This is a genomic window from Cellulomonas sp. P4_H12, from assembly GCF_056400905.1.
Genome location: NZ_JBFUKJ010000017.1, coordinates 73,763 through 89,531, shown reverse-complemented (window position 1 = coordinate 89,531; position 15,769 = coordinate 73,763). Strand labels below are relative to the sequence as shown.

The window sequence follows — 15,769 nt, the reverse complement described above, 5'->3', positions numbered from 1 at the left end:
AGGCCATGAGCGTCGTCACGGGTCTCCGTGACGACGCTCATGGCCTTGTCGAGAGGCGGCCGGGACCTCAGACCGAGGCCACGACCAGCGCGACGTTGTGGCCGCCGAACCCGAACGAGTTGTTGACGCCCGCGATGTCGCCGTCGCGCAGGGCGCGGGGCTTGTCGCGGACCAGGTCGAGCACCAGCTCGGGGTCGGGGTTGTCGACGTTGATGGTGGGCGGGGCCTGCCGGTCGTGCAGCGCCAGGATCGTGAAGATCGTCTCCAGCGCGCCGGCGCCGCCGAGCAGGTGACCGGTCATCGACTTGGTGGCCGAGAGCGCGACGTGGTCGGCCTCGTCGCCCAGCAGCCCGCGGATCGACCGGGCCTCGATGAGGTCGCCGACCACCGTCGACGTCGCGTGCGCGTTGACGTGCACCACGTCGGTGCGGGCGATCCCCGACTCCTCGAGCGCGGCGCGCATCGCGCGGATCTGCCCCTCGCCCGAGGGCTCGGGCGACGTGATGTGGTAGCCGTCGGCGGAGAGGCCGACGCCGGCGATGCGGGCGTAGACGCGGGCGCCGCGCGCGGCGGCGTGCTCGGCACTCTCCAGGACGACCACACCGGCGCCGTCGCCCATGACGAACCCGTCGCGGTCGACGTCGTAGGGGCGCGAGGCGCGCTCGGGGTCGTCGTTGCGCAGCGAGAGCGTGCGGGACGCGGCGAAGGCCGCCACGTTCATCGGGTGGATCGACGCCTCGGTGCCGCCGGCGATGACGATGTCGGCGCGGCCGTTGCGGATCATGTCGACGGCGTAGCCGATCGCCTCGGCGCCCGAGGCGCAGGCGGACACGACGGCGTGCGCCCCGGCGCGGGCGCCGAACTCGAGCGAGACATAGGCGGTCGGGGAGTTGGGCATGAGCATCGGCACGGTCATGGGCAGGACCCGGCGCGCGCTGCCGCTCGACAGCAGGGACTCCCACGCGTCCAGGATCGTGCGGATGCCGCCGATGCCGGACGAGACGACCGAGCCGAGCCGGTCGCCGTCGACCTCGGGGGAGCCGGCGTCGGCCCACGCCTCGCGCGCCGCGATGATCGCGTACTGCGCCGAGGGGTCCATCCGCTTCAGCTCGGGCCGCGCGAGGACCTCGGAGGGCTCGACCTTGATGGTCGCCGCGAACTGGACGGGGAGCTCGAAGCGCTCGACCCAGGTCCCGGGCGTCGCCCGGGACCGACCCGGTGGCTCAGGCTCAGGCCTGCGCGGCCGTGATGAACGAGACGGCATCGCCGACGGTGGCGAGGTTCTTGACCTCGTCGTCGGGGATGCGCACGTCGAACTTCTCCTCGGCGAGCGTGACGATCGTCATCATCGACAGGGAGTCGATGTCGAGGTCGTCGGTGAAGGACTTCTCGGGCAGGACGGAGTCGGTGGGCAGCCCGGTCTCCTCGCTGACGATCTCGGCCAGGCCGGCCAGGATCTCCTGCTCGCTGTACGCCATCGGTGTCTCCTCGTGTCGGTGATGCTGCTTCGGGGATGAAGCGGTGGGGTCGGACGAACGGTACAACCGGGGGTCGTACCTCGGTGGTTCAGGGCAGGACGACGACCTGGGCCGCGTAGACCAGACCGGCGCCGAAGCCGATCTGCAGGGCGAGTGCGCCGCTGGACACCTGGCCCTCGCGCAGGAGGCGCTCGGTGGCCAGCGGGATCGACGCGGCGGAGGTGTTGCCGGTGTCCGCGATGTCGCGACCGATGACCACGGTGTCGGGAAGCTTCAGCGTCTTGATCATCTGGTCGATGATCCGCATGTTCGCCTGGTGGGGGATGAAGGCCTCGATCTCGTCGGCGGTCACGCCGGCGGCGTCCATGGCCTTCTGGGCGACGGGCGCCATCTGCCAGACGGCCCACTTGTAGACGCTGGGGCCCTCCTGGCGGAGCGTGGGCCAGCCGGCGCCCTCGTCGCGGGTCGCGAGCCAGGAGTGCGTCTGGCGGATCGCCTGGGCCTGGCTGCCGTCGGAGCCCCAGACCGTCGGGCCGATGCCGGGCGTGTCGGACGGGCCGATGACGACCGCGCCGGCGCCGTCGCCGAGCAGGAACGAGATCGAGCGGTCGGTCGGGTCGACGAAGTCGCTCATCTTCTCGGCGCCGATGACCAGCACGTGCCGCGCGGAGCCGGCACGGACGAGGGCGTCCGCCTGCCCGATGCCGTAGCAGTAGCCCGCGCAGGCCGCTGAGATGTCGAAGGCAGCCGCGGGGGTGGCGCCGATCCGGTCGGCGATGATCGCCGCGCCCGCGGGCGTCTGGTGGAAGTAGGTGACGGTCGAGAGGATCACGACGTCGATGTCCGCGCCCGTCAGGCCCGCGTTGGCGATCGCCTGCAGCGCCGCGCCCTCGGCGAGGTCGAGCACGTCGGTGCCCGCCTCGGCCCGACGGCGCGTGATGATGCCGGTGCGCTGCTGGATCCACTCGTCCGAGGAGTCGATCGGTCCGATCAGCTCGTCGTTGGGCACGACCCGCTCGCCGCGGACGCCTCCGAGGCCGAGGATGCGGGTGTGCGCCGGTCCGGTGACCTGCGTGAGGGTGGGACGGGTCACGACGGGTTCTCCAGGCTGGTTGCGGGGTGGGTGGTGCCGGCGTGCCGGCGAACGAGATCGCGTGCGGCGTCGAGGTCGGCGGGGGTCTTGACGGCGACCGTCTCGACCCCGGGCAGCGTACGCCGGGCCAGGCCGGTCAGCACCCCTGCGGGGGCGACCTCGAGCAGGCCCGTGACGCCGAGCTCCAGCAGCGTGGCCTGGCACAGGTCCCAGCGGACCGGGTTGGCCACCTGCGCGACGATGAGCTCGAGGGCCCGCGCGCCGGAGGCGGTGACGGTGCCGTCGGAGTTGGTGAGCAGGCGCACCTGCGGCTCGCCGGGCTGCACGTCGTCCGCGGCGGCCCGCAGCTCGGCGACCGCGGGGGCCATGTGCTCGGTGTGGAACGCGCCCGCCACCTGCAGCGGGACCACGCGGGCGCGCGTCGGGGGCGCAGCGGCGAACGCGGCGAGGGCGTCCAGCGTGCCGGCCGCGACCACCTGACCGCCGCCGTTGACGTTCGCAGCGACGAGGCCGTGAGTGGCAAGCGCCGCGAGGACCTCGTCGGGGTCGCCGCCCAGCACCGCGCACATGCCGGTCGGCGTCACGGCGGCCGCGCGGGCCATCGCCGCGCCGCGGACCGTCACCAGGCGCAGGGCCTCGTCGTCCGTCAGCACGCCGGCGATGGCGGCAGCGGCGAGCTCGCCCACGGAGTGCCCCGCGGTGAACCCGGCCACCTTCTGCGCGGCGACCGCCAGGGAGGCGTCGGCGTCGAGGTCGAGCACGGCACGCAGGGTGGCCAGCGCCGTGGCCACGAGCAGCGGCTGCGCGACGGCGGTGTCGCGGATGGTCTCGGCGTCGGACGTGGTGCCGTGGGCGACCAGGTCGAGGCCGGTCGTGCGGGACGCCCGCGCGATCGACTCGGCGACGGACGGCAGCTCGAGCCACGGGGCGAGCATGCCGGGGGACTGGGCGCCCTGACCGGGGCAGACGACTGCGAGCACCCGACCACTCTGCCTGGCCGACCGTGCTCGCCCGCCTCACGGCGTGCACCAACCTTCTCCGACGCCCTTGTGCGACTCCTACAAGACGTCAGCGCCCGCTCACGGTCGGCGCGGCCGCGGCGGCGTCCAGCCGGCCGAGCGCCAGCGCCGTCTGCAGGACGTACGACTCCCGGGCGTCGAGGGGGTCCCACCCGGTCACGTCCGACACCCGCCGCAGGCGGTACCGCACGGTGTTCGGGTGCACGTAGAGCGTCCGCGCGGCCGCCTCGAGGGACCGTCCGGTGCCGAGGTAGGCCGACAGCGTCTCCAGCAGGGAGCCCGGGCTCGCGGCCAGCGGCGCGTAGGCCTGCGCCACGAGCGCCGTGCGCGCGGTCACGTCGCCGATGAGCACGCGCTCGGGGAGGAGCTCGTCGGCCTGCACGGGCCGCGGCGCCTGCTCCCACGCGGGGGCCGCGAGCAGCCCGGAGAGCGCGGCGCGTGCCGACCGGGCGGAGTCGGTGAGGTCGCCGACCACCGGCCCGATCACCACGGGACCGGGACCGAACCGGGGGAGCAGGGTCGCCGCGGCGGCGCGCAGGTCGCCCTCGCCCCCGAGGAACACGACGAGGCGGTCGCCCTGGATCCCGACCAGCGCGTCGTCGGCGGCGCGTCGCGTCGCCCGGCGCAGCTCGGCGGCGCGGACGTCGTCGAGCGCGGACGTCGTCGTCCCCACCATGACCAGGGTCGATCCTCGCCCGCTCCAGCCGAGCGCGGCGATGCGGGAGCGCAGCGCGTCGTCGACATCGCCTCGCACGAGCGCGTCCACGACGAGCGCCTCGAGGCGCGCGTCCCACGCCCCACGCACCTCGGCGGCACGCGCGTAGACCTCCGCCGCCGAGAACGCGACCTCGCGGGAGTAGCGCAGGACGGCCTCGCGCACCTCGCGCTCGTCGCCGGGCGCCGCGAGCCGGTCGCTGTGCGTCTCGACCACGTCGACGACCACCCGGACCAGCTGGAGGGTGTGCTGCAGCGAGATGGACCGGGTCAGCTCCGGGGGCGCGGCGGCGAAGATGTCGCCGACGCCGTGCGGGGGCCGGGTCGGCTCCGCGAACCAGGTGACGAACGCGGTGATGCCCGCCTGCGCCACCAGACCCACCCACGACCGGTCCTCGGCCGGGAGCGCGCGGTACCACTCGAGGTCGTCGTCGAGCCGCCGCATGGCCGCCGCGGAGAGCAGCCCGGCGCTGTCGCGCACCCTGCGCTGCGTCTCCGGACCACCGCGGGCCTCCAGCACGGGCGCCCGCCCGCGCCCCGGCGACGACCGACGAGTCCGGGCCGGTGCGGTCGCGGCGTCCGGCTTGTCGGGTGGGGCGGCGGGAGCGGAGCCCGTCCCGTGCGTGGTGCTGGACATGCGCCGAGCATAGGGTCCGGCGTTGTGGGAAGTCGACAAACCGCGGGGGTCGCGGGCCGCCCTGAGGGCGTGTCCTGAGTGTGAGGAATCTCCCCGGCCGGGTGGGCTCCGGCCCTACCGGATAGGGTCACGTCATGGCACTCCTGCCCCGTCTGCGTCAGCTCATGCGACGGCCGACCTCGGCCTCGCGGGTCGGCGCGCGCCGTCCGACGAAGGCCGCGCGCCGCGGTGACACGCTCCACGAGGACGCTCTGCGCTCGATGCTCAGCGACGACCCGAACAACGAGCGGGCGTTCGTCGCGCTGGCGGAGATCGTCCGCCGGCGCGCCGCGGAGTCCAGCGCGGAGCAGGACCCGCTCGCCGGACCGACCGACGAGGGCGAGAGCCAGCGGGCCGCGGACCTGGCCGTCTGGGCCCTGGGCGAGGAGCTCGCCGGCAACCCGCGCGCCTGGTACCCCCTGATCGAGGTCGCGCGCCTGTCGGTGCACGACGACCACGAGGGGACCGTCCGCCGCCTGACCACCGCCGCGGAGCGCGACCCGTCCGGGAAGGCGCTCGTCGCCGCGCTCGCCGTGCTGCGCGAGGCCGGGCTCCCGGTCGACGCGCTGGGGCTCGGCGTGGGCCACTGGCGGCCGCGCGAGCACGACCCCGAGGTCGCCCGCCAGCTCGTCCTCGCGTCCATCGAGGCCGGCCGCCCGCTCGAGGCCAAGCAGCACATCGCGGCTCTCGACCTCTACCCGAACCAGAAGGCCGTCGCGGAGCTCAAGGGCGAGCTCGCCCGCGACGTCGCGCACGCGCAGCAGACCATCCCCGGCACCTGACGCCGGAGCACGACGAAGGCCCGGGCTCATCGAGCCCGGGCCTTCGTCGTGTGCTCACGCGGTCAGCTGTCGCCGCCCACGTTGCCGGACGTGCCGGCGGTGACGTCGTACAGGCGGTAGCGCTCGATCGCCTGCGCCGGGGCCTCGGGGGCCACGGCGCCCGAGCGGGCGAGCTGCTGGAGAACGCGGACCGCCGTCGACGGGCCGTCGATCTTGAAGTGCCGGCGGGCCGCCGCGCGGGTGTCCGAGAAGCCGAAGCCGTCGGCGCCCAGCGTGGCGTACGGGCCGGGGATCCACGCCCGCACCTGGTCGGCGACGAGGTGGTCGAAGTCCGTCGTCGCGACGAACGGACCCTCGGCCCCCTGCAGCTTCTGCGTGAGGTACGGGACGCGCTCCTCCTCGCCGGGGTGCAGGTATGCCTGCTGGTCGGCGGCGAGGCCGTCGCGGCGCAGCTCGTTCCAGCTGGTCACCGACCACACCGCGGCGCGGACGCCCCAGTCCTCGGCGAGCAGCTTCTGCGCCTCGAGCGCCCACGGCACCGCGACGCCCGACGCCAGGATCTGGGCGCGGGGCCCGTCACCCTCGGCGGGGGACACCAGGTGGATGCCGCGCAGGATGCCCTCGACGTCGACGCCCTCCGGCTCGGCCGGCTGGAGCATCGGCTCGTTGTAGACGGTGAGGTAGTAGATGACGTCGCGGTCACGGTCGTGACCCTCGCCGTACATCCGCTCGATGCCGTCCTTGACGATGTGCCGGATCTCGTACCCGTACGCCGGGTCGTAGTGCACGACGTGGGACATCGTTCCCGCGAGCAGCGGGGAGTGTCCGTCGGCGTGCTGCAGGCCCTCGCCGGTCAGCGTGGTGCGGCCGGCCGTGGCGCCGATGAGGAAGCCGCGGGCCATCTGGTCGCCGGCAGCCCAGAACTGGTCGCCGGTGCGCTGGAACCCGAACATCGAGTAGTAGAAGTAGAACGGGATCAGCGGCTCGCCGTGCGTGGCGTACGACGTGCCGACGGCCTGGAACGCGGAGGCCGACCCCGCCTCGTTGATACCCGTGTGCATGATCTGGCCGGACTCGGACTCCTTGTAGGAGAGCATGAGCTCGCGGTCCACGGCCATGTAGTTCTGGCCGTTCGTGTTGAAGATCTTGGCGCTCGGGAAGATCGAGTCGAGGCCGAAGGTGCGCGCCTCGTCGGGGATGATCGGCACCAGGCGGTGGCCGAACTCCTTGTCCCGCACCAGGTCCTTGAACAGGCGCACGAGCGCCATGGTCGTGGCGACCTCCTGATGACCCGAACCACGGGCCAGACCGTCGTAGACCTTGTCCTCCGGCAGGACGAGCGGCTTGTGCGTCGTCCGGCGCTCGGGCACGAACCCGCCCAGCTGACGGCGACGCTCCAGCATGTACTGGATGCCCTCGTCCTCGGCCCCGGGGTGGAAGTACGGCGGGACGTACGGGTTCTCGTCGATCTGCTCGTCCGTGATCGGGATGTGCAGCGAGTCGCGCAGCGTCTTGAGGTCGTCGCCCTTGAGCTTCTTCATCTGGTGCGTGGCGTTGCGCCCGGCGAACCCGGAGCCCAGGCCGTAGCCCTTGATGGTGTGCGCGAGGATCACCGTCGGCTGGCCCGTGTGCTCGCGGGCGGCCTTGTAGGCGGCGTAGATCTTGCGGTAGTCGTGCCCGCCGCGCTTGAGCGCCCAGATCTCGTCGTCGGTCATCTTCTCGACGAGCTGCTTGGTCCGCGGGTCGCGGCCGAAGAAGTTCTCGCGGATGAACGCGCCGTTCTCCGCGCGGTACGTCTGGAAGTCGCCGTCGGGCGTCGTGTTCATCAGGTTGACGAGCGCGCGGTCCTTGTCGGCCTGGAGCAGGGCGTCCCACTCGCGGCCCCACACGACCTTGATGACGTTCCAGCCGGCGCCGCGGAACTGCGCCTCGAGCTCCTGGATGATCTTGCCGTTGCCGCGGACCGGGCCGTCGAGGCGCTGCAGGTTGCAGTTGACGACGAAGGTCAGGTTGTCGAGGCCCTGCTGCCCGGCCAGCTGGAGCATGCCGCGGGACTCGGGCTCGTCCATCTCGCCGTCGCCCAGGAACGCCCAGACGTCCTGCTGGCTCGTGTCCTTGATGCCGCGCAGGTGCAGGTACCGGTTGGTCCAGGCCTGGTAGATGGCCGACGACGGGCCGAGGCCCATCGAGACCGTCGGGAACTCCCACAGGTCCGGGGCCAGGCGCGGGTGCGGGTACGACGGCAGGCCGCCGCCCGGGTGCGACAGCTCCTGCCGGAAGCCGTCCAGCTGGTGGGCCGACAGGCGGCCCTCGAGGAAGGCGCGGGCGTAGACGCCGGGGGAGGCGTGGCCCTGGAAGTAGACCTGGTCGCCGCCGCCCGGGTGGTCCTTGCCGCGGAAGAAGTGGTTGAGCCCCACCTCGGTGAGCGTCGCGACCGACGCGTACGACGAGATGTGGCCGCCGACGCCGATCCCGGGGCGCTGTGCCCGCGTGACCATGACGGCGGCGTTCCAGCGGATCCAGGAGCGGTAGCGCCGCTCGAGGGCCTCGTCGCCGGGGAAGTACGGCTCGTCGTCCACCGCGATGGTGTTGACGTACGGCGTGTTGAGCGAGGCCGGGATGGCCACGTTCCGCTGGCGCGCGTGCCGCAGCATGCTCAGCAGCACATAGCGCGCTCGCGGGCCGCCCTTCTCGTCGATGAGTCCGTCGAGGGACTCCACCCACTCGCCGGTCTCGTCCGGGTCGATGTCCGGCACCTGGCTGAGCAGGCCGCCGATGAGCGGTCCCGTCTCGTCGATCGAAGCCACCAGCGCTCCTTGCTTCTCGTCCGCGCGCACGAGCCCGGTCGGCATCGGCGGCGCATCTGGCCCGGCCCGTGCTGGGCACGCCTGGGTGGGCGGCTCGACGGGTGCGGGTAGTCGACCCATTCTCGGACCCCGGAGGCCCGAAAGTCACACCGAGTACCGGGAACGTCCACGTGACGTCCACGACAGTGCCCCTGGCCGACGTCGAGGCGGCCTCCGCGACACCTTCGTCCGGGCAGCTCTTGCGTGCGCCCGTGAGGGTGCGGTGGGCTAGCGTGTGCGGCAACGAGCAGGTGCTCCGTGAGGGGCACCGAGAACGAAGGGAGCGGTCCGGACGTGTCATCCACCGCGGACGAAGGCGCGTCGCAGGTGGCCGCCCGACTGGGCTTCACCTCGGGCCAGGTTGTCCAGGAGTTCGGTTACGACGACGACGTCGACGACGAGCTGCGCAGCAGCCTCGAGGCTGTGACCGGCGCCGAGCTGGTCGACGAGGAGTACGACGACGTCACCGACGGGGCCGTCATCTGGTTCCGTGACGGCGACGGCGACCTCACCGACGCGCTCGTGGACGCCATGACCGTGCTCGACGACGGCGGACCGATCTGGGTGCTCACGCCCAAGGCCGGGCGGTCCGGACACGTCTCGCACAGCGACATCGAGGAAGCGGCGACCACCTCCGGGCTGCACGCCATGAGCACGTTCTCGATCGCCCCCGACTGGTCCGCCACCCGCCTGGGAGCCCGCGGACGCGGTCGCTGAGGGTCGCCTGGGCGATTACAGTCCGCGACATGGCTGACACCCCCACGCTCGGCGCTCCCGCGCCCGACTTCTCCCTGTCCGACACTCACGGCACGCCCGTCACGCTGCGCGGGCTGAGCGGCGGTCCCGTCGTGATCGTGTTCGTGCCGTTCGCGTTCTCCGGAACCTGCACGGGCGAGCTGTGCGAGCTGCGCGACAACATCAGCGAGTTCGAGGCCGCGGGCGTCCACGTGCTCGTCGTCTCGTGCGACCCCGTGCACTCGCTGCGCGCCTGGGCGGCCCAGGAGGGCTTCGGGTTCGACCTGCTGTCGGACTTCTGGCCACACGGCGAGGTCGCGCGCGCGTACGGCGTGTTCGACGAGGCCAAGGGGTTCGCCGTGCGCGGCAGCTTCCTGGTCGACGCCGACGGCGTGCTGCGCTGGAGCCTGGTGAACCCTCCCGGTCGCGCACGCGACTTCGCCGCCTACCGCGAGGCGCTGGCCGAGCTCGCCGCGTGAGCGGCACCGCCCGGTAGGCTGTGCGCCCGTCGAGACGCCCGCTGGTCGGGCGCTCGTCCGGGCCTGTAGCTCAGCTGGTCAGAGCGCCGCGCTTACACCGCGGAGGTCGCCGGTTCGAAACCGGCCGGGCCCACCGCACCGTCCGTACCCGCTCCCGGCGTCGGCACGAGGTCGTCGTGCTCCCGCGGTTCCTCCGCCCGGTCCGCGCGGAGGTCCGCGCGGCGCAGCAGCCACAGGGCCGGCACCGCGACCGCGACCCAGCCCGCGACGACGTCGAGGATCCAGTGGTTGCCCGTGAGCACGACGACGGCGGCGGTCCCGAGGGCGTAGCACGCGCCCAGCCAGCGCACCGCGGGGGTGCGGGCGGCGACGACGAGCGCCAGCCCGACCCACAGCGACCAGCCGGCGTGCATCGACGGGAACGCCGCCAGCTCGTTGGTCGGCACCGAACCGGCGGCCCCGGCCCCCGGCCACCAGCCGACGTCGGCCGTGCGCTGGAGGATGTCCGTGTACCCGGGCAGCAGCCTCGGGGGAGCCGTCGGCAGGGCGAGGTAGCAGACCAGGGCGACGCCGGTGGCGAGCACGAGGGCCCGGCGCAGGGGCCGGTAGGCGTCGGGGTGCCGCAGGTAGAGCCACAGGAGCACCGAGCCGGTGACCACGAGGTGGAGCGACGCGTACCAGAACGAGGCCACGACCTCGACGCCCCGGACGCCGGTGACCCAGTGGTCGAGCGCCTGCTCGACGTCGATGTGGAGGGTGCGCTCGATGCCCAGGATCCCGAGCGCCGAGCCGTGGGCGGCGTGGACGTCGGCGCCCGCGGTGGCCCGCACGACCGTGTAGCCGATCCACAGCAGGACCAGCAGCGCCAGCTCGCGCAGCCCGCGCGCGCCGCGACCGATCAACTCTTGCACCCCGATCACGCCCTTCATGCCGCGAGACGGATGCCCCGAGCACCCAATGGTCGCACGTCGGCCGACCGCCGGGCGGCGCCCGGGGCGCCTCGACGATGGTTGCTCACCGTTATAGCGGACGTCGACGACATTCCGGTCGGCCGCGACGAGCCGCGCTGGTGTCGATCTCGTCACTCCGTCGCTGCGACGAAGGCCGTCGGCGTCAGGGTGGCGACGCCGACCGACCCACGGTCGTTGTTAGGGTCCGCGCATGCCTCTCGTCTCCGCCCTCACCGTCTACCCGGTGAAGTCGCTCGCGGGGAGCCCGCTCGACCAGATGACGGTCGACACGTCGGGGCCGCGCGGCGACCGTCGGTGGATGCTCGTGGACAGCTCGGGGGAGACGATCACGGCGCGCAAGCACCCCGTCCTGCTCGGCGCCCGGGCCACGCCCGTCGACGGCGGCGTCCGGCTCACCGCCCCCGGCCGGGAGCCGCTGGTGGTCGCCGAGCCCGCGGGACCCGCCGACGTCCCGGTGCGGCTCAGCAGGCTCGACACCGCCACGCGCGCCGGCGACGAGGCGGATGCCTGGTGCTCGGCGCTGATCGGCCGCGCCGCGCGCCTGCTGTGGCTCGACGACCCGGCCCGACGCGGCATGGCGGAGAAGCACGGCGGCACGCTGGCCGACCCCATGTCGCTCAACGACAGCGGACCGCTGCACGTGACGACGACGGCGTCGCTCGCGCGGCTCGACGCGTGGGCGGCCGAGATCCACGACGAGCGGGTCGAGCTGGCGCTGTCCCGCGGCGAGCCGGTCCCCGACGCCCGGCAGCCGCTCGACATGCGGCGGTTCCGGCCCAACCTGGTGGTGGACGGGGACCTCGAGGCGTTCGCGGAGGACCGGTGGTCGACGCTGGTCGCCGGGGACGTGGAGCTGCGCTTCGCCGACCTGTGCGGACGCTGCGTCATGACGACGATCGACCCGGACACACAGGTGAAGGGCCGCGAGCCCCTGGTGGTGCTGGCGCGGCACCGCCGGTGGGACGGTGAGCTGTGGTTCGGCATCCAGATGGTTCCCGTGCGCACGGGCCGGATCGCGGTCGGCGACGCGGTCGAGGTGCGATGAGCCGCCGGGTAGCGTGATCGGCGTGACCGCGCCCCGCCTGGCCGACGTCGTGCACCTGCTCGAGCGCCGGTACCCGCCGTCCACCGCCGAGTCGTGGGACGCGGTCGGTCTGGTCACCGGGGATCCCGAGCAGCCGGTGCGCCGGGTGCTGTTCGCGGTCGACCCGGTCGCCGCCGTCGTCGACGAGGCGGTGGCGTGGGAGGCCGACCTCGTCGTGACCCACCACCCGCTGCTGCTACGGCCCGTCCACTCCATCGCCGCGACGAGCTTCAAGGGCGCGCTGCTGCACCGGCTGGTCCGCTCCGGCGTCGCGCTGTTCACGGCGCACACCAACGCCGACGCCGCGGCGGACGGCGTCGCGGACGCGCTGGCCGACGCGCTCGGGCTCGTCGGCACCGTGCCTCTCGACGCCGCGCCCGCCGAGCCCCTGGACAAGCACGTGGTGTTCGTCCCGGTCGGGGACGCCGAGCGGCTGGTCGACGCCCTCGCCGCGGCCGGGGCGGGCGCCCTCGGCGAGTACACGCGGTGCGCGTGGACGTCGACGGGCGAAGGGACCTTCACCCCGTCGTCGGCGGCGACACCGACGATCGGGTCGGCCGGCGAGGCGGCCCGCGTGGTCGAGGCGCGCGTCGAGATGGTCGCGCCGCGCCGACGTCGGGCGGCGGTCGTCGCCGCCCTGCGGGCAGCGCACCCGTACGAGGAGCCGGCGTTCGACGTGCTCGAGCTGGCGTCCTGGCCGGGGAGCACGGGCATCGGTCGGGTCGGTGCGCTCCGGGAGCCGACGACGCTCGCCGCGTTCGCCGCCGTCGTCGCGGCGGCCCTGCCGGCGACCGCGCAGGGCGTGCGCTTCGCCGGCGACCCGGACGGGCGCGTCGAGCGGGTCGCCGTGGTCGGCGGCTCCGGCGACTCGCTGTTCGACGCCGTGCGCGCCTCCGGGGTGGACGCCTACGTGACCGCCGACCTGCGCCATCACCCGGCCTCGGAGCTGCGCGAGCGCGCCGAGTTCGAGGGCGCGCCCACGCCGTACCTCGTGGACGTCGCGCACTTCGCGTCCGAGTGGCCCTGGCTCGCCCACGCCGCCCGGGCGCTCGAGCAGGATGTGGCCGCCGCGGGGACTACGGTGGACACGCGCGTCAGCACGCTGCGCACCGACCCGTGGACGGGTCGCGTCGCGAGCCCGGAGCCGGCCGCACCCCACGCCTCGACCGAAGGACACCCGTGACGACAGCACCCGCAGCGGACCAGCGCCGACTGCTCGAGGTCCAGGAGCTCGACACCCGCCTGGACCAGATCGCCCACAAGAAGCGCACCCTGCCGGAGCTCGCTCGTCTGATCGAGCTGGACTCGCAGGTCACCGACCTGCACACGGCGCTCGTGACGTCCCAGACGGCGGTGAGCGACCTGCGGCGTGAGCTGGCCAAGGCCGAGGCCGACGTCGAGCAGGTGCGGGTGCGCGCCGCGCGCGACCAGGCCCGGCTCGACTCCGGGCAGGGGAGCCCCAAGGACCTCCAGGCGCTGCAGAGCGAGCTCGGCACCCTCGGGCGTCGGCAGGCGGAGCTCGAGGAGGTCGAGCTCGACGTCATGGAACGGCTCGAGGCGCACGAGACCGCGCTCACCGAGGTGACCACGGCGCACGAGTCGCTGGCCGGCAAGCGCGCCGCGGTCGAGGCGGAGCGCGACGCGGCGTACGTCGCGCTCGACGCCGACGCCGAGGCGGTGCGCGCCGAGCGCGCGAAGGCCGTCGACGGGCTCGACGCCGGGCTGGTCGCGCTCTACGAGAAGCTGCGCGCCCAGCTGGGCGGCAAGGGCGCGGGCGCGCTCCGGGGCCGTCGCTGCGAGAGCTGCCGGCTCGAGCTCAACCCGCTCGACGTCGAGGCGATCGTCAAGGCACCCGCGGACCAGGTGGTCCGCTGCGAGGAGTGCGGGCGCATCCTCGTCCGGCTCCCGGAGCCCGCCAAGGGCTGACGCGCAGGTCGCGCGCCGGACGCGCGCACGCCACACTGCGAGGGTGAGCGACGCCGCCGAACCGCTGACCACCTCGCCAGCCGATCCCGCGGGGTCGCGGGCTCCGCGCCCGTCGGGGGCGGGTGTGCGCTTCGACGAGGAGCAGCCGGTCACCGTCGTGCTCGTCCGGCACGGCCAGACGACCATGACCGTCTCGAGGGGCTACTCCGGCTCGGGCGAGCCGGGTCCGCCCTTGGACGAGACGGGCGTGCGGCAGGCGCACGACGCCGCCCACCTCGTCGACCGCATCGGTCGCGACCTGTGGGGCGACATCCCGTACCCCAGCGAGGTCGTCGCCTCCCCGATGGTGCGCACGCAGCAGACCAGCGCGATCATCGCGGAGCAGCTGGGCCTACCAGTGCGGACCGATGCCACGTTCCAGGAGGCGAACTTCGGCGAGTGGCAGGGCCTGACCTCCGAGCAGATCGAGGAACGGTGGCCCGGCCAGCTGGAGCCGTGGCACACGAAGGCCGACCTGCGGCCGCCCGGGGGCGAGTCGATCGAGGACGTCGGGCGCCGGCTGCAGCGCGGGCTCGACGAGCTGCTGGCGCAGGGCGTCGACCGGACGGTCGTGGTGGTGAGCCATGCCGTGTCGATCCGCGCGGCGCTCGGCGTCACCATGGGCGCCCAGCCGTCGTCGTGGAGCCAGCTGCGCGTCGCACCGGCGTCGGTGAGCATCGTGCGGCTGTTCGCGGACCGGCGCGACGAGATCGCCGTGGTCGGTGTGCCCAGCGAGGGATGGTCGACGACCGCCTGACGTCGCTCAGGATGTCGCGACGAGCGCGAGCGTGGCACCGACGACCGCGAGGGGAGCCAGCAGGAGCCCCTGCCGCACGATGGTCCCGGCGGGCACGTCGAGCAGCACGGTGCGGCACCGCTGCCACCACAGGACGGTTGCCAGCGAGCCCCACGGCGTGATCAGCGGACCCACGCCGGTGCCGATGAGCAGGGCGGCCACCCGCACGGGGTCCGCGGCCACGGCCGGCTCCAGCGCCAGGTAGGCGGGCAGGTTGTTGATCGCGTTCGACGCGAGGGCGCCGACGGCGGCCACCCGGAGCAGGTCGCCCGGTGTGCCGCCCGTGCCGGCCGCGGCCTCGAGAACCGCGCCCAGGCCGTGCGCGTGCGCGGTCGCCACCACGACGAAGAGCCCGAGCACCACCAGCAGCGTCCGCCACGGCACGAGGTCGCGGGCCGCCACGGGCAGCTTCTGGTGCCGCAGGAGGGTGGCCGCGAGGAGCACGACCGCCACCACGACCGCGGTGGGTGCCGTCGGGGCACCCACGACGAAGGCCACGGCGAGCGCGCCCACGGCGAGCGCGCAGACCGCGAGCAGCACGCGGTCCCGCACGGCGCGAGGGGGGTGCACGTCGTAGCCACCGCGCAGCGACCGGCGGTCCCGGACGGCGAGCACGGCCACCGTGATCACGATGGCGGCGAGCGCCGGCGCCCACATCAGCCCGAGGTAGCCGACGCCCGCCGCGCGCAGCGTGTGGTCGGCGAGCAGGTTGGTGAGGTTGGAGACCGGCAGGACGAGCGACGCCGTGTTGGCCAGCGCGAGGACCGCGAGCGCGAACGGCAGCGGGGGAGTGTGCGTGCGCCGGGCGAGCGCGATGACGACGGGCGTGAGCAGCACCGCCGTGGTGTCCAGCGACAGGACGGCCGTGCTGACCACCGCCAGCAGGACCACCAGGCCCCACAGTGCCCATCGGTGCCCGCCGGCCACGCGCGATGCCAGGCCGGCAGCGGCGTCGAACAGCCCACCGCCGGCGCACATCTCGGCGACGACCGTCAGGGCGGCGACGAACACGAGCACGGGCAGCGTCCGCTCCGCCAGGGCTCGGGCGTCGTCGGCGGGCAGCGCGCCCGAGAGCACCGCGGCCGCGCTCACCACCACCGCGACGAGCCACCACGGCACGCGCCGGCGGTG

At 73.9% G+C, this 15,769-nt stretch carries 14 protein-coding genes, 1 tRNA gene and 1 pseudogene; 8 read left to right on the top strand and 8 right to left on the bottom strand.

What is annotated here, in order from left to right; translation table 11 throughout:
• Positions 1 to 67: 67 nt before the first annotated feature.
• From AC1DQC_RS11465 to AC1DQC_RS11445, 5 genes and pseudogenes are all read right to left on the bottom strand, one after another.
• Positions 68 to 1,183, bottom strand: a pseudogene (locus AC1DQC_RS11465) (beta-ketoacyl-[acyl-carrier-protein] synthase family protein); the annotation flags it as partial.
• Positions 1,184 to 1,229: 46 nt separating this feature from the next.
• Complete coding sequence (locus AC1DQC_RS11460) at positions 1,230 to 1,478, bottom strand: acyl carrier protein (RefSeq protein ID WP_477051360.1); 249 nt, start codon at positions 1,476 to 1,478, stop codon at positions 1,230 to 1,232.
• A gap of 88 nt (positions 1,479 to 1,566) precedes the next feature.
• A complete protein-coding gene (locus tag AC1DQC_RS11455) occupies positions 1,567 to 2,571 on the bottom strand; it encodes a beta-ketoacyl-ACP synthase III (RefSeq protein ID WP_477051359.1) in 1,005 nt (334 codons plus the stop codon).
• Positions 2,568 to 3,551, bottom strand: coding sequence for an ACP S-malonyltransferase (locus AC1DQC_RS11450; protein ID WP_477051358.1), 984 nt, complete (start codon positions 3,549 to 3,551; stop codon positions 2,568 to 2,570). Before AC1DQC_RS11450 ends, AC1DQC_RS11455 begins: the two co-directional genes overlap by 4 nt.
• Positions 3,552 to 3,639: 88 nt before the next feature.
• The gene (locus tag AC1DQC_RS11445; protein ID WP_477051357.1) at positions 3,640 to 4,941 is read right to left on the bottom strand and encodes a PucR family transcriptional regulator; all 1,302 of its coding nucleotides are present in this window, start codon (positions 4,939 to 4,941) and stop codon (positions 3,640 to 3,642) included.
• A 134-nt stretch (positions 4,942 to 5,075) separates the two neighbouring features.
• Between AC1DQC_RS11445 and AC1DQC_RS11440 the strand changes: the two genes are divergently transcribed.
• On the top strand, positions 5,076 to 5,762 hold the full coding sequence (locus tag AC1DQC_RS11440; protein WP_477051356.1) for a hypothetical protein: 687 nt from the start codon (positions 5,076 to 5,078) through the stop codon (positions 5,760 to 5,762).
• 62 nt (positions 5,763 to 5,824) lie between these two features.
• Here the strand turns inward: AC1DQC_RS11440 and aceE are convergent, their stop codons facing one another.
• Positions 5,825 to 8,569 carry a pyruvate dehydrogenase (acetyl-transferring), homodimeric type gene (gene aceE / locus AC1DQC_RS11435; protein WP_477051355.1) on the bottom strand — a complete coding sequence of 915 codons (2,745 nt, stop codon included), beginning with the start codon at positions 8,567 to 8,569 and terminating at the stop codon, positions 5,825 to 5,827.
• A gap of 333 nt (positions 8,570 to 8,902) precedes the next feature.
• Between aceE and AC1DQC_RS11430 the strand changes: the two genes are divergently transcribed.
• From AC1DQC_RS11430 to AC1DQC_RS11420, 3 genes are all read left to right on the top strand, one after another.
• Complete coding sequence (locus tag AC1DQC_RS11430) at positions 8,903 to 9,325, top strand: DUF3052 domain-containing protein (protein WP_477051354.1); 423 nt, start codon at positions 8,903 to 8,905, stop codon at positions 9,323 to 9,325.
• A 29-nt stretch (positions 9,326 to 9,354) separates the two neighbouring features.
• Positions 9,355 to 9,822, top strand: a complete 468-nt coding sequence (locus AC1DQC_RS11425; protein WP_477051353.1) for a peroxiredoxin — start codon at positions 9,355 to 9,357, stop codon at positions 9,820 to 9,822.
• 59 nt (positions 9,823 to 9,881) lie between these two features.
• A tRNA-Val gene (locus tag AC1DQC_RS11420) sits at positions 9,882 to 9,955 on the top strand.
• On the opposite strand, the gene AC1DQC_RS11415 is transcribed toward AC1DQC_RS11420, so the two are convergent.
• The gene (locus AC1DQC_RS11415; protein ID WP_477051438.1) at positions 9,915 to 10,751 is read right to left on the bottom strand and encodes a phosphatase PAP2 family protein; all 837 of its coding nucleotides are present in this window, start codon (positions 10,749 to 10,751) and stop codon (positions 9,915 to 9,917) included. The genes AC1DQC_RS11420 and AC1DQC_RS11415 overlap by 41 nt on opposite strands.
• A gap of 232 nt (positions 10,752 to 10,983) precedes the next feature.
• Between AC1DQC_RS11415 and AC1DQC_RS11410 the strand changes: the two genes are divergently transcribed.
• Genes AC1DQC_RS11410 through AC1DQC_RS11395 form a run of 4 tightly spaced genes read left to right on the top strand, consistent with a single transcriptional unit; the run spans position 10,984 to position 14,599 of the window.
• Positions 10,984 to 11,838 (top strand): MOSC domain-containing protein, encoded by an 855-nt coding sequence (locus AC1DQC_RS11410; RefSeq protein ID WP_477051352.1) that lies wholly within the window; start codon positions 10,984 to 10,986, stop codon positions 11,836 to 11,838.
• 22 nt (positions 11,839 to 11,860) lie between these two features.
• Positions 11,861 to 13,060, top strand: coding sequence for a Nif3-like dinuclear metal center hexameric protein (locus AC1DQC_RS11405; RefSeq protein ID WP_477051351.1), 1,200 nt, complete (start codon positions 11,861 to 11,863; stop codon positions 13,058 to 13,060).
• Positions 13,057 to 13,803, top strand: a complete 747-nt coding sequence (locus AC1DQC_RS11400; protein ID WP_477051350.1) for a zinc ribbon domain-containing protein — start codon at positions 13,057 to 13,059, stop codon at positions 13,801 to 13,803. The genes AC1DQC_RS11405 and AC1DQC_RS11400 overlap by 4 nt, the downstream gene beginning before the upstream one ends.
• A gap of 43 nt (positions 13,804 to 13,846) precedes the next feature.
• Positions 13,847 to 14,599: a histidine phosphatase family protein gene (locus AC1DQC_RS11395; protein WP_477051349.1), complete on the top strand. Its 753-nt coding sequence runs from the start codon at positions 13,847 to 13,849 to the stop codon at positions 14,597 to 14,599.
• Positions 14,600 to 14,605: 6 nt separating this feature from the next.
• Here AC1DQC_RS11395 and AC1DQC_RS11390 read toward each other — a convergent pair whose 3' ends face one another.
• Positions 14,606 to 15,757 (bottom strand): SLC13 family permease, encoded by a 1,152-nt coding sequence (locus AC1DQC_RS11390; RefSeq protein ID WP_477051348.1) that lies wholly within the window; start codon positions 15,755 to 15,757, stop codon positions 14,606 to 14,608.
• Positions 15,758 to 15,769: the final 12 nt, after the last annotated feature.